This is a genomic window from Dolichospermum circinale AWQC131C, from assembly GCF_000426905.1.
Classification (GTDB): Bacteria; Cyanobacteriota; Cyanobacteriia; order Cyanobacteriales; family Nostocaceae; genus Dolichospermum; species Dolichospermum circinale.
This window is the reverse complement of sequence record NZ_KE384633.1, coordinates 6,438-23,925: the sequence shown is the minus strand read 5'-3', so window position 1 is coordinate 23,925 and position 17,488 is coordinate 6,438. Positions and strand designations below refer to the sequence as shown.

Sequence of the window (17,488 nt, the reverse complement as noted above, 5' to 3'; positions counted from 1 at the left end):
TCCTTGTGGAAAAATCAAATTAGCGATATCCAACCCTTATCTAATTTGAATAATTTAACTTTTCTGGACTTGAAAGAAAATCAAGTTAGTGATATTGAAAGTTTGTCAAACTTAACTAAACTGACTGCTGTTTATCTGGGAGGAAATCAAATCAGTAATATTCAATCTTTGTCAAATCTGACTAAATTAACTGCTGTTTATTTGGAGAAAAATCAAATCCAAAATATTCAATCTTTATCTGCTTTGGAAAACATACGGACTCTTAAAGTTCAGAATAACCCGCTTTTTTCTAAACAATGTCCTATAAAACCAGAGTCTATTTGTAAGTTTTAGTAAGTTTTAGTTTCAAAAGCGATTAGACATCGCGTCTACACAAACAAAACCCACCTTCCTGGGTTAAGAACCTTAATTTTGTGTTAGAGGGCGCTTCAAAAGTCGTGATTGATGTCTCAAATATTTTTGACCCCTCCCTAACCCAGCAGGGAGTTGGGGATGGGGTTTTTATATCTTCATTCAACCCAGAATGACTCAATTATTAATATGGCCAAGTCCAGTTACGGATTTCTGGCATATCTTCACCATGTTTCTGGATATAATGCTGATGTGAAATCAACTTATCTTGCAATTTTTGTTTAACATAAGCTGCTTGATAACCTAAGTTCGGTACACGGTCAATCACATCCATAACTAAGTGGAATCTATCTAAATCATTCATGACCACCATATCAAAAGGTGTGGTTGTTGTTCCTTCTTCTTTATAACCACGGACATGAATATTCTGATGATTTGTATGTCGATAAGTGAGACGATGAATTAACCAAGGATAACCATGAAATGCAAAGATAACTGGTTTGTCAGTTGTGAAAATGGTATCAAAGTCTTTATTACTTAAACCGTGAGAATGTTCGCTTTTTGGTTGTAGTGTCATTAAATCAACAACATTGACAACTCGCACTTTTAAATCTGGAAAATTTTGACGTAAAATATCCACTGCTGCTAAGGTTTCCAACGTGGGAATATCCCCAGCACAAGCCATAACTACATCTGGTTCACTGTTTTGGTCATTACTAGCCCATTCCCAAATTCCTAAACCTTTAGTAGTGTGTTTAATAGCAGAATCCATGTCTAAATATTGTAATGCGGGTTGTTTCCCAGCCACAATCACATTCACATAGTTACGACTCCTTAAACAATGGTCGGTTACTGATAGCAATGTGTTAGCATCTGGGGGAAGATAAACACGAATGATCTCCGATTTTTTGTTAATTACATGATCAATAAAACCAGGATCTTGGTGAGAAAAACCGTTATGATCTTGCCGCCAAACATGAGAAGTGAGAAGATAATTTAAAGATGCAATTGGTCTTCTCCAGGTAATATGACGAGTTGTTTTCAACCATTTAGCGTGTTGGTTGAACATTGAATCAATGATGTGAATAAAGGCTTCATAGCAGGAGAAAAAACCATGACGACCTGTTAACAAATATCCCTCTAACCACCCTTGACAATTGGTTTCGCTGAGGATTTCCATAACTCGACCGTCGGGAGCTAAATGGTCATCTTCGGGGAGAGTTTCCGCATCCCAAGCGCGATTTGTCACTTCAAATAAAGGGTCTAGACGATTTGATGCCGTTTCGTCAGGACCAAAAACGCGGAAGTTACGGCTTTCGTCGTTCAGTTTCATGATGTCGCGGAGAAACTTACCAGTAACTTTTGTTGCTTCAGCGTTAATTGTTCCTGGTTTACGTACTTCTACGGCATAGTTGGTAAAATCAGGCATTTTCAAATCACGCAGTAAAATTCCACCATTTGTGTGGGGGTTGTCTCCCATGCGACGCTGACCTTGGGGGGCTAATTCTGCGAGTTCGGGAATCAGTTGACCATTGGTATCAAATAGTTCTTCTGGTTTGTAGCTTTTGAGCCAATCTTCTAATAGTTGCAGATGTTCCGGTTTACCAGCTATATCACTAAAAGGGACTTGGTGCGATCGCCAATAACCTTCTGTTTTCTTCCCGTCCACTTCCTTGGGACCTGTCCAACCTTTAGGAGTGCGGAGGATAATCATTGGCCATTGTGGTCTTTGTTGAACCCCATGTACCCGTGCTTCTAGTTGAATACCCTGGATTTCAGGAATGATAGTATCTAATACTGCTGCCATCTGTCGGTGAACATCCATAGGGTATGCACCCTCAACAAAGTATGGTTTATAACCATAGCCGATAAATAGACTTTCTAACTCCTCATCAGGTATCCGTGCTAATACTGTAGGATTGGCAATTTTGTAACCATTCAAATGCAGAATTGGTAACACCGCACCATCAGTAACAGGGTTAATAAATTTGTTAGAATGCCAACTAGTAGCTAAAGGTCCAGTTTCCGCTTCCCCGTCACCCACAACCGCAGCTACAATTAAATCAGGGTTGTCAAATACCGCACCATAAGCGTGAACTAAAGCATAGCCTAATTCTCCCCCTTCATGGATAGAACCGGGGGTTTCAGGAGCGACGTGACTAGGAATACCACCAGGAAAGGAAAATTGCTTAAATAATTTTTGCATTCCTTCAGCATCTTGAGAGATGTTAGGGTAATATTCGCTATATGTTCCTTCTAAGTATGTATTGGCGACAAGTCCCGGTCCACCATGTCCTGGTCCAGCGATATAAATGGCGTTGAGGTCGTATTTTTTGATAACTCGGTTCAAATGGGCATAAATCAAATTTAGTCCTGGAGTAGTTCCCCAATGTCCCAATAGTCTTGGTTTGACGTGATCTTGTTTCAGGGGTTCTCTCAGTAAAGGATTATCAAGCAGGTATATTTGTCCAACGGAAAGGTAGTTAGCAGCACGCCAATAAGCATTAATTTTCCTGATTTCTGTCTCTGTCAAGGGCTGAGGTGAGGTTGTGGTTATTAATGTCATTATCAACTCCAAAAAGGTATTTGCACCGAATAGGTTTATTGTAACTATAATTGTTTCTTTATGAACAACCTAAGTATTTTTCGGCATTCTCAATTATTATATTCTGTTGTTGCGTCAGATATCAACAATCTAAGCCAGTTCCCTAAGTTCTGGTACAGAATAATAGGATAAACAAGAATGAATAAACTGAAAAATTTTTTTCTTCACAAAAAGATATTATCAAAGGGAATTAGAAAAAAGTTAGGGAACGCATAAACATACGTTCTCTAACAAATAAAATCTAATTTCTCAGTTGTACAGGCATAGCTAAATAAGTCATTTTTAAACCACCCAAGGGAGTGAAAATAACCGGAGTTAAACTTTGATTTAGGTGCATTTGAATTTCTGAAGATGGTAATTCTTTCAAGCCTTCCATGAGATATTTAACATTAAAAGCAATGTCTATATTTTCTCCCGAAATTTGCGCCGGTATTGATTCTGTTCCACTACCTACATCTTGCGCTTCACAAGATAAAGTAATTTCTTGATTAGCATTATCAATGCTAACTTTGACAATATTATTTTTCTGGTCTGCTAACACAGCAATTCGTTCTAAAGTGCTGATAAATTGCTTTCTTTCTAATGTTACTTGTCGTTCAAATTGTCGGGGAATTAATTGCCGATAAGCGGGATATTGTCCTTCTAATGTCCGGCTTGTTAAACGTTGAAATGCCCAAGCAAATACAACTTGACCTTGATCAAGATATACATCTACTGTTTCTTCAGATGCGGAATTATGCCCTAACATCTTTTGTAATTCACGCAATGCTTTCGCCGGTACTGTGACTTCTACTTGTTCGCTACCTTCCACAGAACGCTCATTTGTAGTTTCTAGCACTGCTAAACGGTGTCCATCAGTAGCAGCAAATTCTAATGTATCCTGTTTTAATGTTAAATGTACACCTGTGAGAACTTGCTTAGTTTCATCCGAACTAGTAGCAAACAAAGAACCTTTCAAACCTTCAACAAGTGCCGCAGTAGTAATGGTAATCGCTTCTGCGTTTTCAATTACGGGTAATTCGGGAAATTCTTCCGCACCCATAGCCCGCACTTGATAACGTCCACTTCTGGGCTTTAGTGTTACAAGTATACCTTCTCCACTACTGTCTCCTGATTGATCATCAAGGGTGATTTCCCCTTCTGGTAAACGAGAAGTGATATCTACAAGTAGTTTGGCCGGGAGAGCAATTTCCCCACCTTCTAATACCTCAGCACTAAAACTAGTACGGATACCTAAACTCAAATCAAAGGCTGTTAAACTAACTTGATTAGTTTGGGCATCGGCCTGTAATAATATATTAGCAAGAACCGGGTGAGTTGGTCGAGATGGAACTGCACGGCTGACAAGGGAAAGATTACTACTGAGATCACTTTGGGAACAAATTAATTTCATCTTTAAATTCAATAATGGGGGAATTGGTTATTGTAATTGGTAATGGGTAATTAGGTATTCACCAATTTTCCCATCACTACGTGATTCTAATTGCTTAAAGCTTTAATGAACCGCTGTAAACTCTTAAATAGACTGGGTTTTTTAGCAGGTGTCCCTTCGCTGGTGTTTTCCTTTTGTCCCCCCATAAGAATTGCGTCTAATTCGTCACCGGATGGTTTTTTAGGGAGTTCTGCAAGTTTTTGATATTCTCCCTCTGTTTCTAACCATACTTCCCATTGTCCAGGATAGCAACGAAATAGGGCAGATTGATCATCTACAGCACGGATATAGTAAGAAGATTCAATGGTACTAATAAAGCGCCGACGGGTTTCCCTGGCTGTGTAACCAATACCGACGATACTAGAATCTTCCAACCGGGGAGTTAACATAATTACCGGGCGTTCCCCTATAATTTCACACAGCTTTTCTAATTGTGGTACTTCTACCGAAGTTGGGGCAATAAACAGGAAAATTTCATCTTCTGGCTGAATTTTCGCTGCTAAGGAAGTAGCCCTACCTGTACCGATATCTAAAATTCTCTCGCGTACAAGATTAATGCCTAAGTTAGACTCTGCTGATGTCCAGTCACGACGAGCTAAAGCAGCCGCACCCGCGTCAGCAAAGAAGACTTTTAGACCGGATTCATATTCAGTAAATAAAGGGAGAAACTGTTCTGCAACTGTCATGAATTTGAGTTCTGGAAATAATAACTCAACTTGAATCCGCATTATACCATCAGCTATAGCTGATTTTACTGCTTCACAGGACTGAGCGATCGCATCTTCTAGGGTTTTAGGTAGTTCAGCCATAATTTACAAAGTCTTACAAAGTCACTGGGTTAATATCTAATTCTCTCACTATAGTTATTGAATTATGCTATTATAGGGGATTATGGCATTTGCCCCTAGTCTTGGTGCTTGCTGCCCATTGAGTATTTTAAACCATTCGTCCGCCTAAGACTGAAGCCGTAATGGGCGACAGGCCGATGTTATTTCTGGAGTTCTATGTCTTTTTCTCATCTCGGCTTGTCCCCTGAAATTGTCCGTGCTGTCACTGAGCGAGGATATAATCGGCCTACACCAATTCAAAAACAGGCTATCCCTGTGGTATTATCTGGTGGTGATATTTTAGCTGGAGCGCAAACGGGTACTGGTAAAACCGCCAGCTTTACTCTACCGCTGCTACATAAGTTATCTACTCACAAGGTTCAAAGCAATACTAACGGATTTTCACCAATTCGGGCATTAATTCTTACACCTACGCGAGAACTCGCAGCACAAGTACAAGAAAGCGTCCGCGACTATGGTAAATACTTAAATCTTAATTCCATGGTCATGTTTGGGGGAGTCAGTATTGGTCCCCAAAAACAGAAATTGAAAACCCGTGTAGATATTTTAGTATCAACCCCCGGACGACTGCTAGATCATGTTCAACAGGGAACTGTGAATTTATCCCGTGTGGAAGTGTTGGTATTAGATGAAGCGGACCGAATGCTAGATATGGGTTTTATTAATGATATCCGGCGCATTCTCTCGCTTTTACCCAAACAGCGGCAAAATTTGTTATTTTTTGCCACATTCTCCGATAAAATTAAAACTCTCGCAGCCGGGTTACTAAATAACCCGACAATGATTGAAGTAGCACGTCGGAATGTGACAGCGGCCACAGTATCACAAAAAGTTTATCATGTAGACCGGGAGCGGAAACGACAATTACTTTCCCATTTAATTCGAGAAAATAAATGGTATCAGGTATTAGTCTTTAGTCGCACTAAATATGGTGCTGATAGGTTAGTGAAGCAGTTGGGTGAAGACCGCATTCAAGCACTGGCTATTCACGGTAATAAGAGTCAAGGAGCGCGAACCCACGCCCTAGGCAAGTTCAAAGCAGGGACACTACAGGTATTAGTAGCAACGGATATTGCCGCCCGTGGTCTTGATATTAGCGAATTACCTTATGTCATTAACTATGATTTACCGAATGTACCAGAAGATTATGTACATCGCATTGGACGGACTGGACGCGCTGGAGCAGAAGGTGAAGCGATTTCCCTTGTCTGTGTTGATGAACATCATTTATTAGCGGATATTGAGGAACTAATTCAGCAGCGTTTACCGAAAGAAGTCGTCGCTGGTTTTGCTGTTAACCCGGAAATTAAAGCTGAACCCATTCCTAACGGACGTAAAGCCCCTGCTGGTGCTACTTCCCGCACTCCTCGTTCTGGTTCCCAAAAATCCCCTCAACAGCCTTCGTCACGGACAACAGCAGGAGGTAAAAAATCTGGTTCTGGTTCTGGTTCTGGTTCTGGTTCTTCAGCACCGCGTCGTTCTGGTAAGGGTAGGTAATAACTGACTTGACTGCATTGCTGAATATTATGAATGTATATCACGCAAAGAATAACATTTTGAGCAATAGAGTTTTGACTTTTCCTGTTATTCTTAATTCAACCTCTGTAAAACCTGTTTCAAAACCATTGCTGTCCAGTCAATATCCGCTGCTGTTGTTTGTTTTCCTAAAGTTAATCTAATTCCCCCCAAAGCCGCCTTTTCAGAATATCCCATTGCTAATAAAATCGGACTGGGGCTTAATTTTCCGCTATGACAAGCAGCACCAGCACTAATACCAATACCTGCTAAATTTAACTGACGTACCAAAGTTTTTCCACTGATTTTTTCCCCGTCCGCAGTTGCTAAATAAAAACTAAGATGGTGGGGTAAACGGTTAATTCTGTCTCCTGTGGGTATTAAACTAGGAATATCTGCTAAAATAGCAAATAAGCGATCGCGTAATTCCATTAATCTCACCCTTTCCGTATCTAATTCCCGTGCTGCTAACTCCGCAGCTACCCCAAACCCAGCAATAGCGGGGGTTGCTTGCGTCCCTGAACGCAGTCCAGCCTCCTGGCCACCCCCAGCCAACAACGGTTTTAATTTCACCCCCGGACGTACATATAAAGCCCCTGCTCCCAAGCCACCATATAATTTATGACTAGATATACTTAATAAATCTACTGACAAACTCTGTACATCTATCGGTAAACGTCCAGCAACTTGCACCGCATCAGTGTGAAATAAAGCACCGTGGCTTTCAGTTATTTTACTTAATTCATGAATGGGTTGGACTGTTCCTACCTCACTTTGTCCATAAATCACAGATACCAACACTGTATTATTTTGCAATACGGCCTTTAGTTCTTCAGGGTTGACTATTCCTTGATAATTTACACCCAAACGAGTAATTTCCCAACCCCAATTTTCTAACATTTTCGCCGGTTCAGAAATAGCCGAATGTTCTACACTGGAAATAATTATATGCTGGGGAGCATTGTAACATCCCGCCACCCCCATCATCGCTAAATTGTTCGCTTCCGTTCCCCCAGAAGTAAAAATAATCCCTTCGGGAACAGCATTAATTAACCCCGCGACTTGCATTCTCGCTGTTTCCAAAACCAATGCGCCACGGTTGCCCCATTCATGTAAACTAGAAGGATTACCCCACTGTTGAGTTAAGATTGTCTGGATCATAGCGATCGCTTCTGGACGAGTGGGAGTAGTTGCACTATAGTCTAAATATACTTGCATAAAAATTAATCATTGAGTGGGAGCAATAATTTACTCATTGTCTTTTTTAGTTAAAAGTTTCGCGCCAAGTCGCAAACAAAAAAAAGAAATTAATTCAGATTGTGATTGAATTATACTAAAATCATATTCAAATCCCTGTAATTTACTTTGATCAAATCGCCGTGTCTATTTTCCCACAAATGCGCTATTTTTCCTGTATATTTTTGTTGCTATTCACTCTGACTATTTGTGAACGAGTCAAATCAGGAAATCAACTTTTAACACCATTACCACAAGATCCTTTAATTCAAGTTTACTTTAATAATTCTGAATCTTCCGAATATCGGGAAACCTATCGTCAAAAAACCCGCTTAGGCGACGATTTAGAAACCCAAATTGTTGATACTATTTCCCAAGCTAAATCTACTGTTGATATAGCTGTACAAGAATTGCGTTTACCAAAAGTTGCCCAAATATTAGCACAAAAACAAAAAGAAGGCGTAAAAATTAGGTTGATTTTAGAAAGTAACTATTCTCGTCCTTGGAGTAGTTTCACTTCCGCAGAAATAGCCAAATTAGAAAAAAGAGAACAAGAACGATATCAAGATTTTCAGAAATTTGTTGATATCAATCAAGATCATCAAATCACATCAGAAGAAATTAGTCAACGGGATGCTTTATTAATTGTTCAAAATGCCCAAATTCCCTTAATAGATGATACTGCTGATGGTTCAAAAGGTAGTAGTTTAATGCACCATAAATTTGTGGTTGTTGATCATCGTTTTGTGATTATCACTTCTGCAAATTTCACCCTCAGTGACACCTCTGGAGATTTTACAAATCCTAGTAGTTTAGGAAATAACAATAATTTGCTCAAAATTGATAGTCCTGAATTAGCAACCTTACTCACCCAAGAGTTTAATATTATGTGGGGTGACGGTGTAGGAGGAAAACTAGATAGTAAATTCGGACTTCAAAAACCTCTCCGTCAACCCAAAACAATCATTTTAGGTAATAGCAAAATCACAGTTAATTTTTCCCCAATTTCTCCCACTCAACCCTGGAATATTAGCAGTAATGGCTTAATTGATCAAACTTTATCCACAAGTACAAAAACCATTGATTTAGCATTATTTGTATTTTCTGATCAACAACTTGCTAATACCCTGGAAAACCTACATGATCAAGAAGTCCAAATTCGAGCTTTAATTGAACCACAATTTGCTTATCGTCCCTACAGTGAAGCTTTAGATATGATGGGATTTTCTTTAAGTGATAACTGTAAATATGAAGTTGATAACCGTCCTTGGAAAAATCCGATTTCTACCGTGGGAGTCCCCATTTTACCCCAAGGTGATTTATTACATCATAAATTTGCAGTTATTGATCATCAAACGGTAATTACAGGTTCACATAATTGGTCTGAAGCTGCTAATCATGGTAATGATGAAATATTAATTGTCATTGAAAATCCTACCATAGCAAATCATTTTCAGCGCGAATTTAATCGGCTCTATAGTAAAATAAAGACCGGTTTACCAGCAAATATTCAATCTAAAATAGACGCAGAAGTTAAACAATGTCCCCAAATACAAAAACCATCATCTTTGACAATTTCTACCTCTACTAAAATTAACCTCAATACCGCAACTCAAGAAGAATTAGAAACTCTTCCAGGAGTTGGTAAAAAGTTAGCCGAAAAAATAATAATAGCCCGAGAACAACAAAAATTTACTTCCTTAGAAGATATTGGCAAAATACCGGGAATTAGTGATAAAACCTTAGCAAAATGGGAGGGAATCATAACTTGGTAAATATTTCTTAACGAAACGCAGAAAATACAGAGGTGGGGAAAAGGAGACTGTGACAGTGAATTTCATCTAAATGAGCTACAATTTTAGCGGGCAAGAGTTGTACTGAGCTTTGACTTTCTATGCCCGCACCAGGATTCTTATCATTAACTGCTGTATGTCTTAGGACGGACTTTAGTTGTATCTAGGATGGGTTTAAGTTAAAGATGTGACATCATTCTCCTTCTCAAAACATCCAAAAAATGTTAACTTTTTTTAAGTTAACTTGCATTATGTTCGTGACAGTGTTAGTAGTTTTAGATGTTTACATAACACTACTTATAAAGTTAACAATTTACCATGTAAAAATTAGTAATACATTGAGCAAGCGAATATACTGCATATTTGAAGTCCGTCGGGTACAAAAATACCTCATACCCATTCCGTAGACCATCCTTGTATTTTACTCTGAATTTTCTAACTTAAGTGTATTAATTCCATATGGTTAAATGTTTTTAGTAGCAAGAAACTTATTAAGATGAGATTAAAATATTCCTTGAATAGATTAAATCTACCTCATGAGTCTCAATTATCTAGATTGGGTAATAATTTAATGAATGTATCTGTAATTACAGAGTTTTTTCCGCCCGACTATGCGGCCACAGGACAGTTGATTGAGGAATTAGTAAAAGAGCTAGAGAAACAAGGAGTAACCATTAGAGTCTTCACAGGACAACCAGGGTACGCGTTTACTAAATCTGAAGCACCAGCATCAGAACAAATAGGTGATATTCTCGTTCGCAGATCCCGGTCTACCCAGATTTGGAGTGGAAGAATTCGTGGTAAAGCTGTAGGAGGAGTTTTATTTACACTGCGGGCTTTTCTGCATATTCTTAGGAACTACCGCAAATCAGATGTATTCTTATTAACTTCAGCACCTCCATTCTTACCAGTGGCAGCATATTTTAGTCATTTATTATGGAAATTTCCTTACGTATGTTTAATTTATGACCTGTATCCAGATATTGCGATCGCTCTAGGAGTAGTTACCAAAAATCACTGGTTAGTAAAATTTTGGCAAGCAATCAACCGCAAAGTTTGGCAAAGTTCTCAAGGCATTATTGTCCTAAGTCCTGCCATGAAAGAGCGAGTCATAGAAATTTGTCCAGAAGTAGCTGACAAAATTTCCGTAATTCATAGTTGGGGAGATCCTCAACTCATTGTCCCCATAGCCAAAGAGAAGAACTGGTTTGCCAAAAAACATAATTTAGTCAACAAATTTACAGTTCTTTATTCTGGTAATATGGGCAGGTGTCATGATCTAGACACCATTTTAGCAACTGCTCAACAACTGCAAAACCAGCCTATTCAGTTTGTTTGTATAGGTGGTGGACCCAAAAGGGAAAGCTTTATTCAAGACGTAGCTCGTTTAGGACTAAAAAACTTTCTCTTTCTCCCCTATCAAGAAAAAAGCGTATTACCATATTCCCTAACAGCTTGTGACTTATCATTAGTCAGTGTAGAAAAGGGTCTAGAAAGTTTAGTTGCTCCTAGCAAACTCTACCCAGCTTTAGCAGCCGGAAGACCCATAGCAGTTATTTGTCCGCAAACTTCCTACTTGCCAGAGCTAATAGCAGATGGTAAATTTGGAATTGCCATTGAGAATGGAGATAGTAATGCTTTATCTGAATTTATTCTCCAGTTAAACAGCCATCCCCAAATGGCTGAAAAAATGGGTCAGTCCGCCCGCGAATATTTACAATCAAATTTTACGCCAGAAATTATAGCCAAACAATACATTCATGTGCTACAATATTCCAAGAATAGAAATTTATCCGGTGACAATTAACCTTGTTTAAAAATGTATAGATAATTACAATCTAACCACTGTAAAAAAATTAAATATCTCAGACTAGAATCAGGAGTTGGGCTTCGATGGTCGTATTGATCTCAGTCTCTCCCATGCAACCTTCTTGCGATCTATTTTTTAGTTATTGATCAGGGGGCCAAAGTGCAGAAAAGGTGTAACAAAAATCGCAAGCGTTCTCAGCGCAGAGCCATATACTGTCCAATCCATAACTGCTATATGGATAGTGTTAGCCAAAAATACGGACTGTTTGCCGAAAAACCTGGACAACTACAAGAAAGAGGTGTAGCCCGACGAGAAGCGATGATTTTAGTAGCAGCTAAAACCACAGTTTCTTTAGAAGGTGAGTGGTTAGAGGCTTTTTGGTGTCAAGAGTGTCAGGAAACTAGATGGTATCATGTACACAAACTTAAATCCAAGTATGAGTTATACCTGGCTTCAGCGGAAATTTGGCAACAAGCCACAGGTGTGATTGATCCCCATCGTAATCCATCCGTAGGAGAGTTTACCTACAGACAATCTCGGACACTCAATGGTAACAGTGTTAAAGATTTTTCGATTATGAATTGATATGAAAAAAGCTCTGATTTGTGGAGTATCTGGACAAGATGGAGCTTATCTGGCTCAATTCCTTCTTAACCAAGGCTATACAGTCTGTGGAACATCCAGAGATGCCCAAATTTCGCCTTTCCAGAATTTAGTTTACTTAGGCATTAAAGACCAAGTCAAGCTAGAGTCAATGTCCTTAACTGACTTTCGTAGCGTCTTACAGATACTCACAAAAATTCAACCAGATGAAATCTATAATTTAGCAGGACAAACTTCCGTAGGGTTATCTTTTGGACAACCAGTGGAAACCCTAGAAAGTATAGCTACGGGAACACTTAATTTATTAGAAGCCATTCGCTTTTTAGGCGCGGCAATTAAAGTTTACAATGCAGGATCGAGTGAATGCTTTGGTGATACTGGGAATATAGCAGCAGAAGAAACAACACCATTTCGCCCCAGAAGTCCTTATGCAGTAGCTAAAGCCACTGCTTTTTGGGAAGTAGCTAACTACCGAGAAGCTTACGGTTTATTTGCTTGCTCAGGAATTTTATTTAATCATGAATCTCCCCTACGTCCAGAAAGATTTGTCACACAAAAAATTGTGGCTACTGCTTGTCGTATTGCCCAGGGTAGTCAGGAAAAATTATATTTAGGTAATATGTCAGTTCAGCGGGACTGGGGTTGGGCGCAAGAGTATGTGGAAGCCATGTATTTGATGTTGCAGCAACCACAGCCCGATGATTATGTGATTGCGACAGGAGAAAGCAGTTCCCTAGCAGATTTTGTCAATACTGCATTCACATTTCTAAATTTAGACTGGCATGATCATGTAGTTGTTGACAGTAGCCTGTTTAGACCTACAGATTTAGCTATAGGTAAAGGTAATCCCCACAAAGCAAAAAACCAGTTAGGATGGGAAGCTAAGTATAAAATGCACGATGTAGTAAAAATGATGGTCAAATCAAGGTTGTCAAAATCAAAATCATGAAAGAAACTACTTCCCAACCAGAACTAGTCATTGAAGCAGGACGCACAGAAAAGCAATATTGGCAAGACTTATGGCGATATAGAGAACTATTTTACTTCCTAGCTTGGCGAGATATATTAGTTAGATATAAACAAACAGCTATTGGTATAGCTTGGGCGCTGATTCGTCCATTCTTAACAATGGTAGTATTTACAGTAGTATTTGGACAATTAGCTAAATTACCATCAGAAGGTGCGCCTTATCCAATATTAGTATTTTCTGCCATGTTGCCTTGGCAGTTCTTTTCCAATTCTCTGTCAGAGTGTAGTAATAGTTTAATTACCAATGCTAACTTACTGTCTAAAGTCTATTTTCCTAGATTGGTAGTTCCTACAAGTGCGGTAGTAGTCAGCTTTGTAGACTTTATGATTTCTGGAATGATTTTACTAGCTTTAATGGCATGGTATAACTTTGTTCCCACTTGGCGCATTTTAACTTTACCATTGTTTATTGCTGTTGCCTTTGCTGCTTCCATGGGAGCAGGTTTGTGGTTAGCATCATTAAATGTCCAATATCGAGATTTTCGCTTTATTGTGCCATTTATTGTCCAATTTGGCCTATATATTTCCCCCGTAGGATTTAGTAGTAGTATAGTCCCACAACAGTGGCGGTTTATATACTCATTAAACCCCATGGTAGGAGTAATTGATGGTTTTCGCTGGGCAATTTTGGGTGGTAACTCCCAGTTATATTTACCGGGTTTTATTCTCTCTATGGCTCTAGTATTTTTACTATTAGTGAGTGGAATTTGGTATTTCCGCAAGATGGAACGGACATTTGCGGATGTGATTTAGATTTTTTGATAAAATTGCCAAGTAATTGATTGACAGATCATGAAAATTACGGGATACCACTTTTAAAATCTTTGAGAATCTAAAATTATTAGACATTGGATCTTTACGTGAGGTAATATCTATGTTAGATTCTATTATTCCTCCATTAGAGAACGGCGATCGCCTAAACCGTTTAGAATTTGAACGCCGTTATCAATTCATGCCACCGCAAAAAAAGGCAGAATTAATTGATGGAGTTGTTTACATGACAGCAGCGTTAAGATATAGAAGTCACGGTTTACCCCATAGTTACTTAATGACATGGTTAGGGTCTTATGCAGCTAATACACCGGGATTAGAATTAGCAGATAATGCCACAGTCAGATTAGATTTAGATAATGAACCTCAGCCGGATGCTTTATTAAGAATAAAAACAGAATTAGGAGGACAATCTCGCATTAGTGAAGATGATTATGTAGAAGGACCACCAGAATTAATCGTGGAAATTTCTGGTTCTACCGTATCATACGATTTGTACAATAAGCTGACAATTTATCGTCGTCACGGAGTTAAAGAATACATTGTTTGGCGAGTTTATGACCAAGAAATAGACTGGTTTACCTTAGAAGCAGGTGAGTATGTTAAATTGCCCATAAATGATCTAGGCTTAATAGAAAGTCGCATCTTTCCCGGTTTAGTTTTATCAGTTGATGATATGTTAAAAGGTAATTTGGCTAAGGTGTTAGGGATTTTGCAAGCTGAAATTAACTCAGAAAGACATCACAGCTATTGTCAGAAATTAGCTGGTTAAAAACAGCGATAAAATACAGAAGATAATTAATTTAGCCAATTCTGATTCAGCTAAATAAGGAATTAATTTGTAAGCAAAATTAAGGTTATAAAAAATGGCTTATAGTGACTTTACTTTAGAAAGAATCACTAAAATTTTTGGCATTAATATTGAAGAAAGAACAAATGTTTTCACTGCTTTCGACCAGTTAACAGTTGATGCTTTTTTTATCAAATACTTACAAAATAATATTCCCTTAGCTCAAGCAATTAGTACAGAGAAAGCCAAATCAGAAATGATTATTGCGCCTGTTTTAATTGAAGTGAGAAGATTATTAGATAATAAAATTAGTTTATTCTCAGGAATTGATTTTAATGTTAATATTGAGCAAGGTTTAAATGGATTTTGCGATTTCTTAATCGGTCTATCATCTCAACAGTTATATGTAACATCTCCCGTGATTGCTTTGGTAGAGGCGAAAAATGATAATCTGAAACAAGGATTCGCTCAATGTATTGCCGAAATGATTGCTGCTGCTCAATTAAATCAATCAGAGGGAAATAATATTGAAAATATTTATGGTTGTGTTACGAATGGTAATCAATGGGTGTTCTTGCAATTAACTGGTAATCTAGTGGTAGTTGATTTAGATGAGTATTATATCAATCAACCAGAAAAAATTATTAGTGTATTTGTGAGTTTAATTAAGTCAGAGTTAGAGTCTAATCCGCAACAAATCAGCTAAATTAAGTTAATTACTAGCAGAACAGGGAATCAATTTATAGAGATTTCTGTCAACCAAACATTAATATTTAAACTGTAGCTGAGTAAGTAAAATGCAACCTCCACAAGCAAATTACGAGATTTATGAACAAGATTATACTGAATGGTTAGATATTACCCTTAACCAACTGCAAAATCGGGATTTGGAAAATGTTGACTGGGAACATTTAATTGAGGAAATCACTGCATTGGGAAATGAACAAAGGCGTAAAGTAGAGAGTTATTTACTGAGACTTTTAATTCATCTCCTATTGTATAATTATTGGAGTTCAGAAAAAGATTGGTCAGGGAGAGGTTGGGAAAAAGAAATTGATAACTTTAGGCTGGAATTAGATTTACTATTGGAATCTAAAGTTCTTTATAACCATTTTATAAAAATCCTAGACAAGATATACATCAAAGCAAGAAACAATGCCATTCGTAAATCTGAACTATCTCCAGAAATATTCCCTGAAAATTGTCCTTATTCCTTAACAGAAATTCTCAATCCTGAATGGTTGCCATGATTACAAGCAATCTAAATAATCAATTATGTTAGATTCTCAACAAGAGTTAAATACCTTATACCATCAAGATTTATATCAATGGATAGAAACTACTATTCATAAAATTCAGCATCAGAATTTAGACCAATTAGATTGGGAAAACTTAATCCTAGAGTTAGAAGATTTGGGCAACTCTCAAAAGTATGAATTAGAAAGCCGATTGCTAGTATTATTTGAGCATTTATTAAAATTAGCATATTGGCAAGAAGAAAGAGAATATAATAGTCGCGGATGGAAGGGTACAATTATAGAACAACGAAAACAAATTCAGAAACTTTTAAAAAGAAATCCTAGTCTTAAACCTTTCTGGTTAGAGATATTTTCAGAAACATATCTAGATGCTAGAGACATTACTATAGTCAAAACTGGATTGGATGCTGAGGTTTTTCCTAGAGAAGTATTTTGTACTCCTGAGCAAGCTATAGATGAAAATTGGCAACCAAATATCCTATAATTATACTGATGTATGTGTAGTTGGTAAAACCAGGGTAAATGCTTGTATCAAGCAATTCTATAATCTAAGAAAACAATGATAATTAAATTATCAGCAAAAAATGATGATACCTAAAATCAAAATCTTACAAGAGGATCAATCTTATACTTTTAGTTCCTACTTTGATTTACCCTATGAAACCGATGATATTTTAAGAGAATTTGATTATTCATTGATTAAAACAGAGTTATCTTTACCACAAACAGATCAACCTATAGATGAACTGTTACTCGTCAAAGAAAAGATGAGAAAAATTTTACCTTTGATTAGTTTAAGTAGTGAAACTGCTAGACGAGAAACTTTAGTAGCTCCCATTTTAATAGAAATTATTGCTATCTGTAACTGTCAGCTAAAAATTGAATATCCGTTAAGAGTGAGCGATCGCTTAAAAGGAAGTTTAGATTATTTATTACAGTCTAGACATGATTTATTAGTGATTGAAGCAAAAAAAGATGATTTAACAAAAGGTTTTACTCAACTCGCAGTAGAATTAATTGCTTTATCTCAAGTTACGGAGCAAAATATATTTTATGGTGCTGTAACTATTGGTACTTTGTGGCAATTTGGTAAGTTAGATCAAATTGAAAAAACTATCTATCAAGATCTAAACCTTTTTAAAATTCCTGATGACTTGCTGGATTTAGGTAAAGTTTTATTAGGTATTTTAGCATAATAACATTATGGATAAATTTATCATCATTTATCCTAATATGAGAATCTATAACTCATCGAGTTAATATTTTTCAAATTGATAGTTAAAGGATGTGTCATTAGATATTAAACAAGGGGATAGAATAGGAATTATTGGCCGTAATAACGAATTGCTGGACTCCAAGGAGGAAAAATTTGGATGAGTGATGATTTTAACAAACCTTTAGCTGATGAAATTTGGGCATCAGATACAGTTATTCATGAATTTCAAT

General features: G+C 37.5%; 16 protein-coding genes. 12 read left to right on the top strand and 4 right to left on the bottom strand.

The window, feature by feature from the left end:
• The coding region (locus ACIR131C_RS26845; protein ID WP_035372328.1) for a leucine-rich repeat domain-containing protein at nucleotides 1-333 on the top strand (333 nt) is incomplete at its 5' end.
• Between the two features lie 202 nt (nucleotides 334-535).
• On the opposite strand, the gene ACIR131C_RS0116640 is transcribed toward ACIR131C_RS26845, so the two are convergent.
• The 3 genes from ACIR131C_RS0116640 to ACIR131C_RS0116630 all read right to left on the bottom strand — a co-directional run bounded on the left by ACIR131C_RS0116640 (nucleotide 536) and on the right by ACIR131C_RS0116630 (nucleotide 5,197).
• Nucleotides 536-2,917 carry a phosphoketolase family protein gene (locus ACIR131C_RS0116640; RefSeq protein WP_028091115.1) on the bottom strand — a complete coding sequence of 794 codons (2,382 nt, stop codon included), beginning with the start codon at nucleotides 2,915-2,917 and terminating at the stop codon, nucleotides 536-538.
• 280 nt (nucleotides 2,918-3,197) lie between these two features.
• Nucleotides 3,198-4,349, bottom strand: coding sequence for a DNA polymerase III subunit beta (gene dnaN, locus ACIR131C_RS0116635; protein ID WP_028091114.1), 1,152 nt, complete (start codon nucleotides 4,347-4,349; stop codon nucleotides 3,198-3,200).
• Between the two features lie 86 nt (nucleotides 4,350-4,435).
• Entirely contained in the window at nucleotides 4,436-5,197 is a 762-nt protein-coding gene (locus ACIR131C_RS0116630) for a DUF1995 family protein (RefSeq protein ID WP_028091113.1), read from the bottom strand.
• Between the two features lie 195 nt (nucleotides 5,198-5,392).
• Here ACIR131C_RS0116630 and ACIR131C_RS0116625 point away from each other — a divergent pair, with 195 nt between their 5' ends.
• Nucleotides 5,393-6,733: a DEAD/DEAH box helicase gene (locus tag ACIR131C_RS0116625; RefSeq protein WP_028091112.1), complete on the top strand. Its 1,341-nt coding sequence runs from the start codon at nucleotides 5,393-5,395 to the stop codon at nucleotides 6,731-6,733.
• A gap of 93 nt (nucleotides 6,734-6,826) precedes the next feature.
• On the opposite strand, the gene ACIR131C_RS0116620 is transcribed toward ACIR131C_RS0116625, so the two are convergent.
• Nucleotides 6,827-7,969 carry a cysteine desulfurase family protein gene (locus tag ACIR131C_RS0116620; protein WP_028091111.1) on the bottom strand — a complete coding sequence of 381 codons (1,143 nt, stop codon included), beginning with the start codon at nucleotides 7,967-7,969 and terminating at the stop codon, nucleotides 6,827-6,829.
• Between the two features lie 161 nt (nucleotides 7,970-8,130).
• Here ACIR131C_RS0116620 and ACIR131C_RS0116615 point away from each other — a divergent pair, with 161 nt between their 5' ends.
• The 10 genes from ACIR131C_RS0116615 (at nucleotide 8,131) to ACIR131C_RS0116570 (ending at nucleotide 17,238) form a co-directional block, all read left to right on the top strand.
• Nucleotides 8,131-9,762, top strand: coding sequence for a DUF655 domain-containing protein (locus tag ACIR131C_RS0116615; RefSeq protein WP_028091110.1), 1,632 nt, complete (start codon nucleotides 8,131-8,133; stop codon nucleotides 9,760-9,762).
• Between the two features lie 514 nt (nucleotides 9,763-10,276).
• Entirely contained in the window at nucleotides 10,277-11,587 is a 1,311-nt protein-coding gene (locus tag ACIR131C_RS0116610) for a glycosyltransferase family 4 protein (RefSeq protein WP_028091109.1), read from the top strand.
• 162 nt (nucleotides 11,588-11,749) lie between these two features.
• Entirely contained in the window at nucleotides 11,750-12,175 is a 426-nt protein-coding gene (locus tag ACIR131C_RS0116605; RefSeq protein WP_028084086.1) for a hypothetical protein, read from the top strand.
• Between the two features lies 1 nt (nucleotide 12,176).
• Nucleotides 12,177-13,142, top strand: a complete 966-nt coding sequence (locus ACIR131C_RS0116600; RefSeq protein WP_028091108.1) for a GDP-mannose 4,6-dehydratase — start codon at nucleotides 12,177-12,179, stop codon at nucleotides 13,140-13,142.
• Complete coding sequence (locus ACIR131C_RS0116595) at nucleotides 13,139-13,975, top strand: ABC transporter permease (protein WP_028091107.1); 837 nt, start codon at nucleotides 13,139-13,141, stop codon at nucleotides 13,973-13,975. Before ACIR131C_RS0116600 ends, ACIR131C_RS0116595 begins: the two co-directional genes overlap by 4 nt.
• Nucleotides 13,976-14,096: 121 nt before the next feature.
• Nucleotides 14,097-14,765: a Uma2 family endonuclease gene (locus tag ACIR131C_RS0116590; RefSeq protein WP_028091106.1), complete on the top strand. Its 669-nt coding sequence runs from the start codon at nucleotides 14,097-14,099 to the stop codon at nucleotides 14,763-14,765.
• 94 nt (nucleotides 14,766-14,859) lie between these two features.
• A complete protein-coding gene (locus ACIR131C_RS0116585; protein ID WP_028091105.1) occupies nucleotides 14,860-15,489 on the top strand; it encodes a hypothetical protein in 630 nt (209 codons plus the stop codon).
• Nucleotides 15,490-15,580: 91 nt separating this feature from the next.
• On the top strand, nucleotides 15,581-16,033 hold the full coding sequence (locus ACIR131C_RS0116580) for a DUF29 domain-containing protein (RefSeq protein WP_028091104.1): 453 nt from the start codon (nucleotides 15,581-15,583) through the stop codon (nucleotides 16,031-16,033).
• 25 nt (nucleotides 16,034-16,058) lie between these two features.
• Nucleotides 16,059-16,526 (top strand): DUF29 domain-containing protein, encoded by a 468-nt coding sequence (locus ACIR131C_RS0116575; protein ID WP_028091103.1) that lies wholly within the window; start codon nucleotides 16,059-16,061, stop codon nucleotides 16,524-16,526.
• 100 nt (nucleotides 16,527-16,626) lie between these two features.
• Nucleotides 16,627-17,238 carry a hypothetical protein gene (locus ACIR131C_RS0116570; RefSeq protein WP_242028600.1) on the top strand — a complete coding sequence of 204 codons (612 nt, stop codon included), beginning with the start codon at nucleotides 16,627-16,629 and terminating at the stop codon, nucleotides 17,236-17,238.
• The last annotated feature ends 250 nt before the right edge of the window (nucleotides 17,239-17,488 follow it).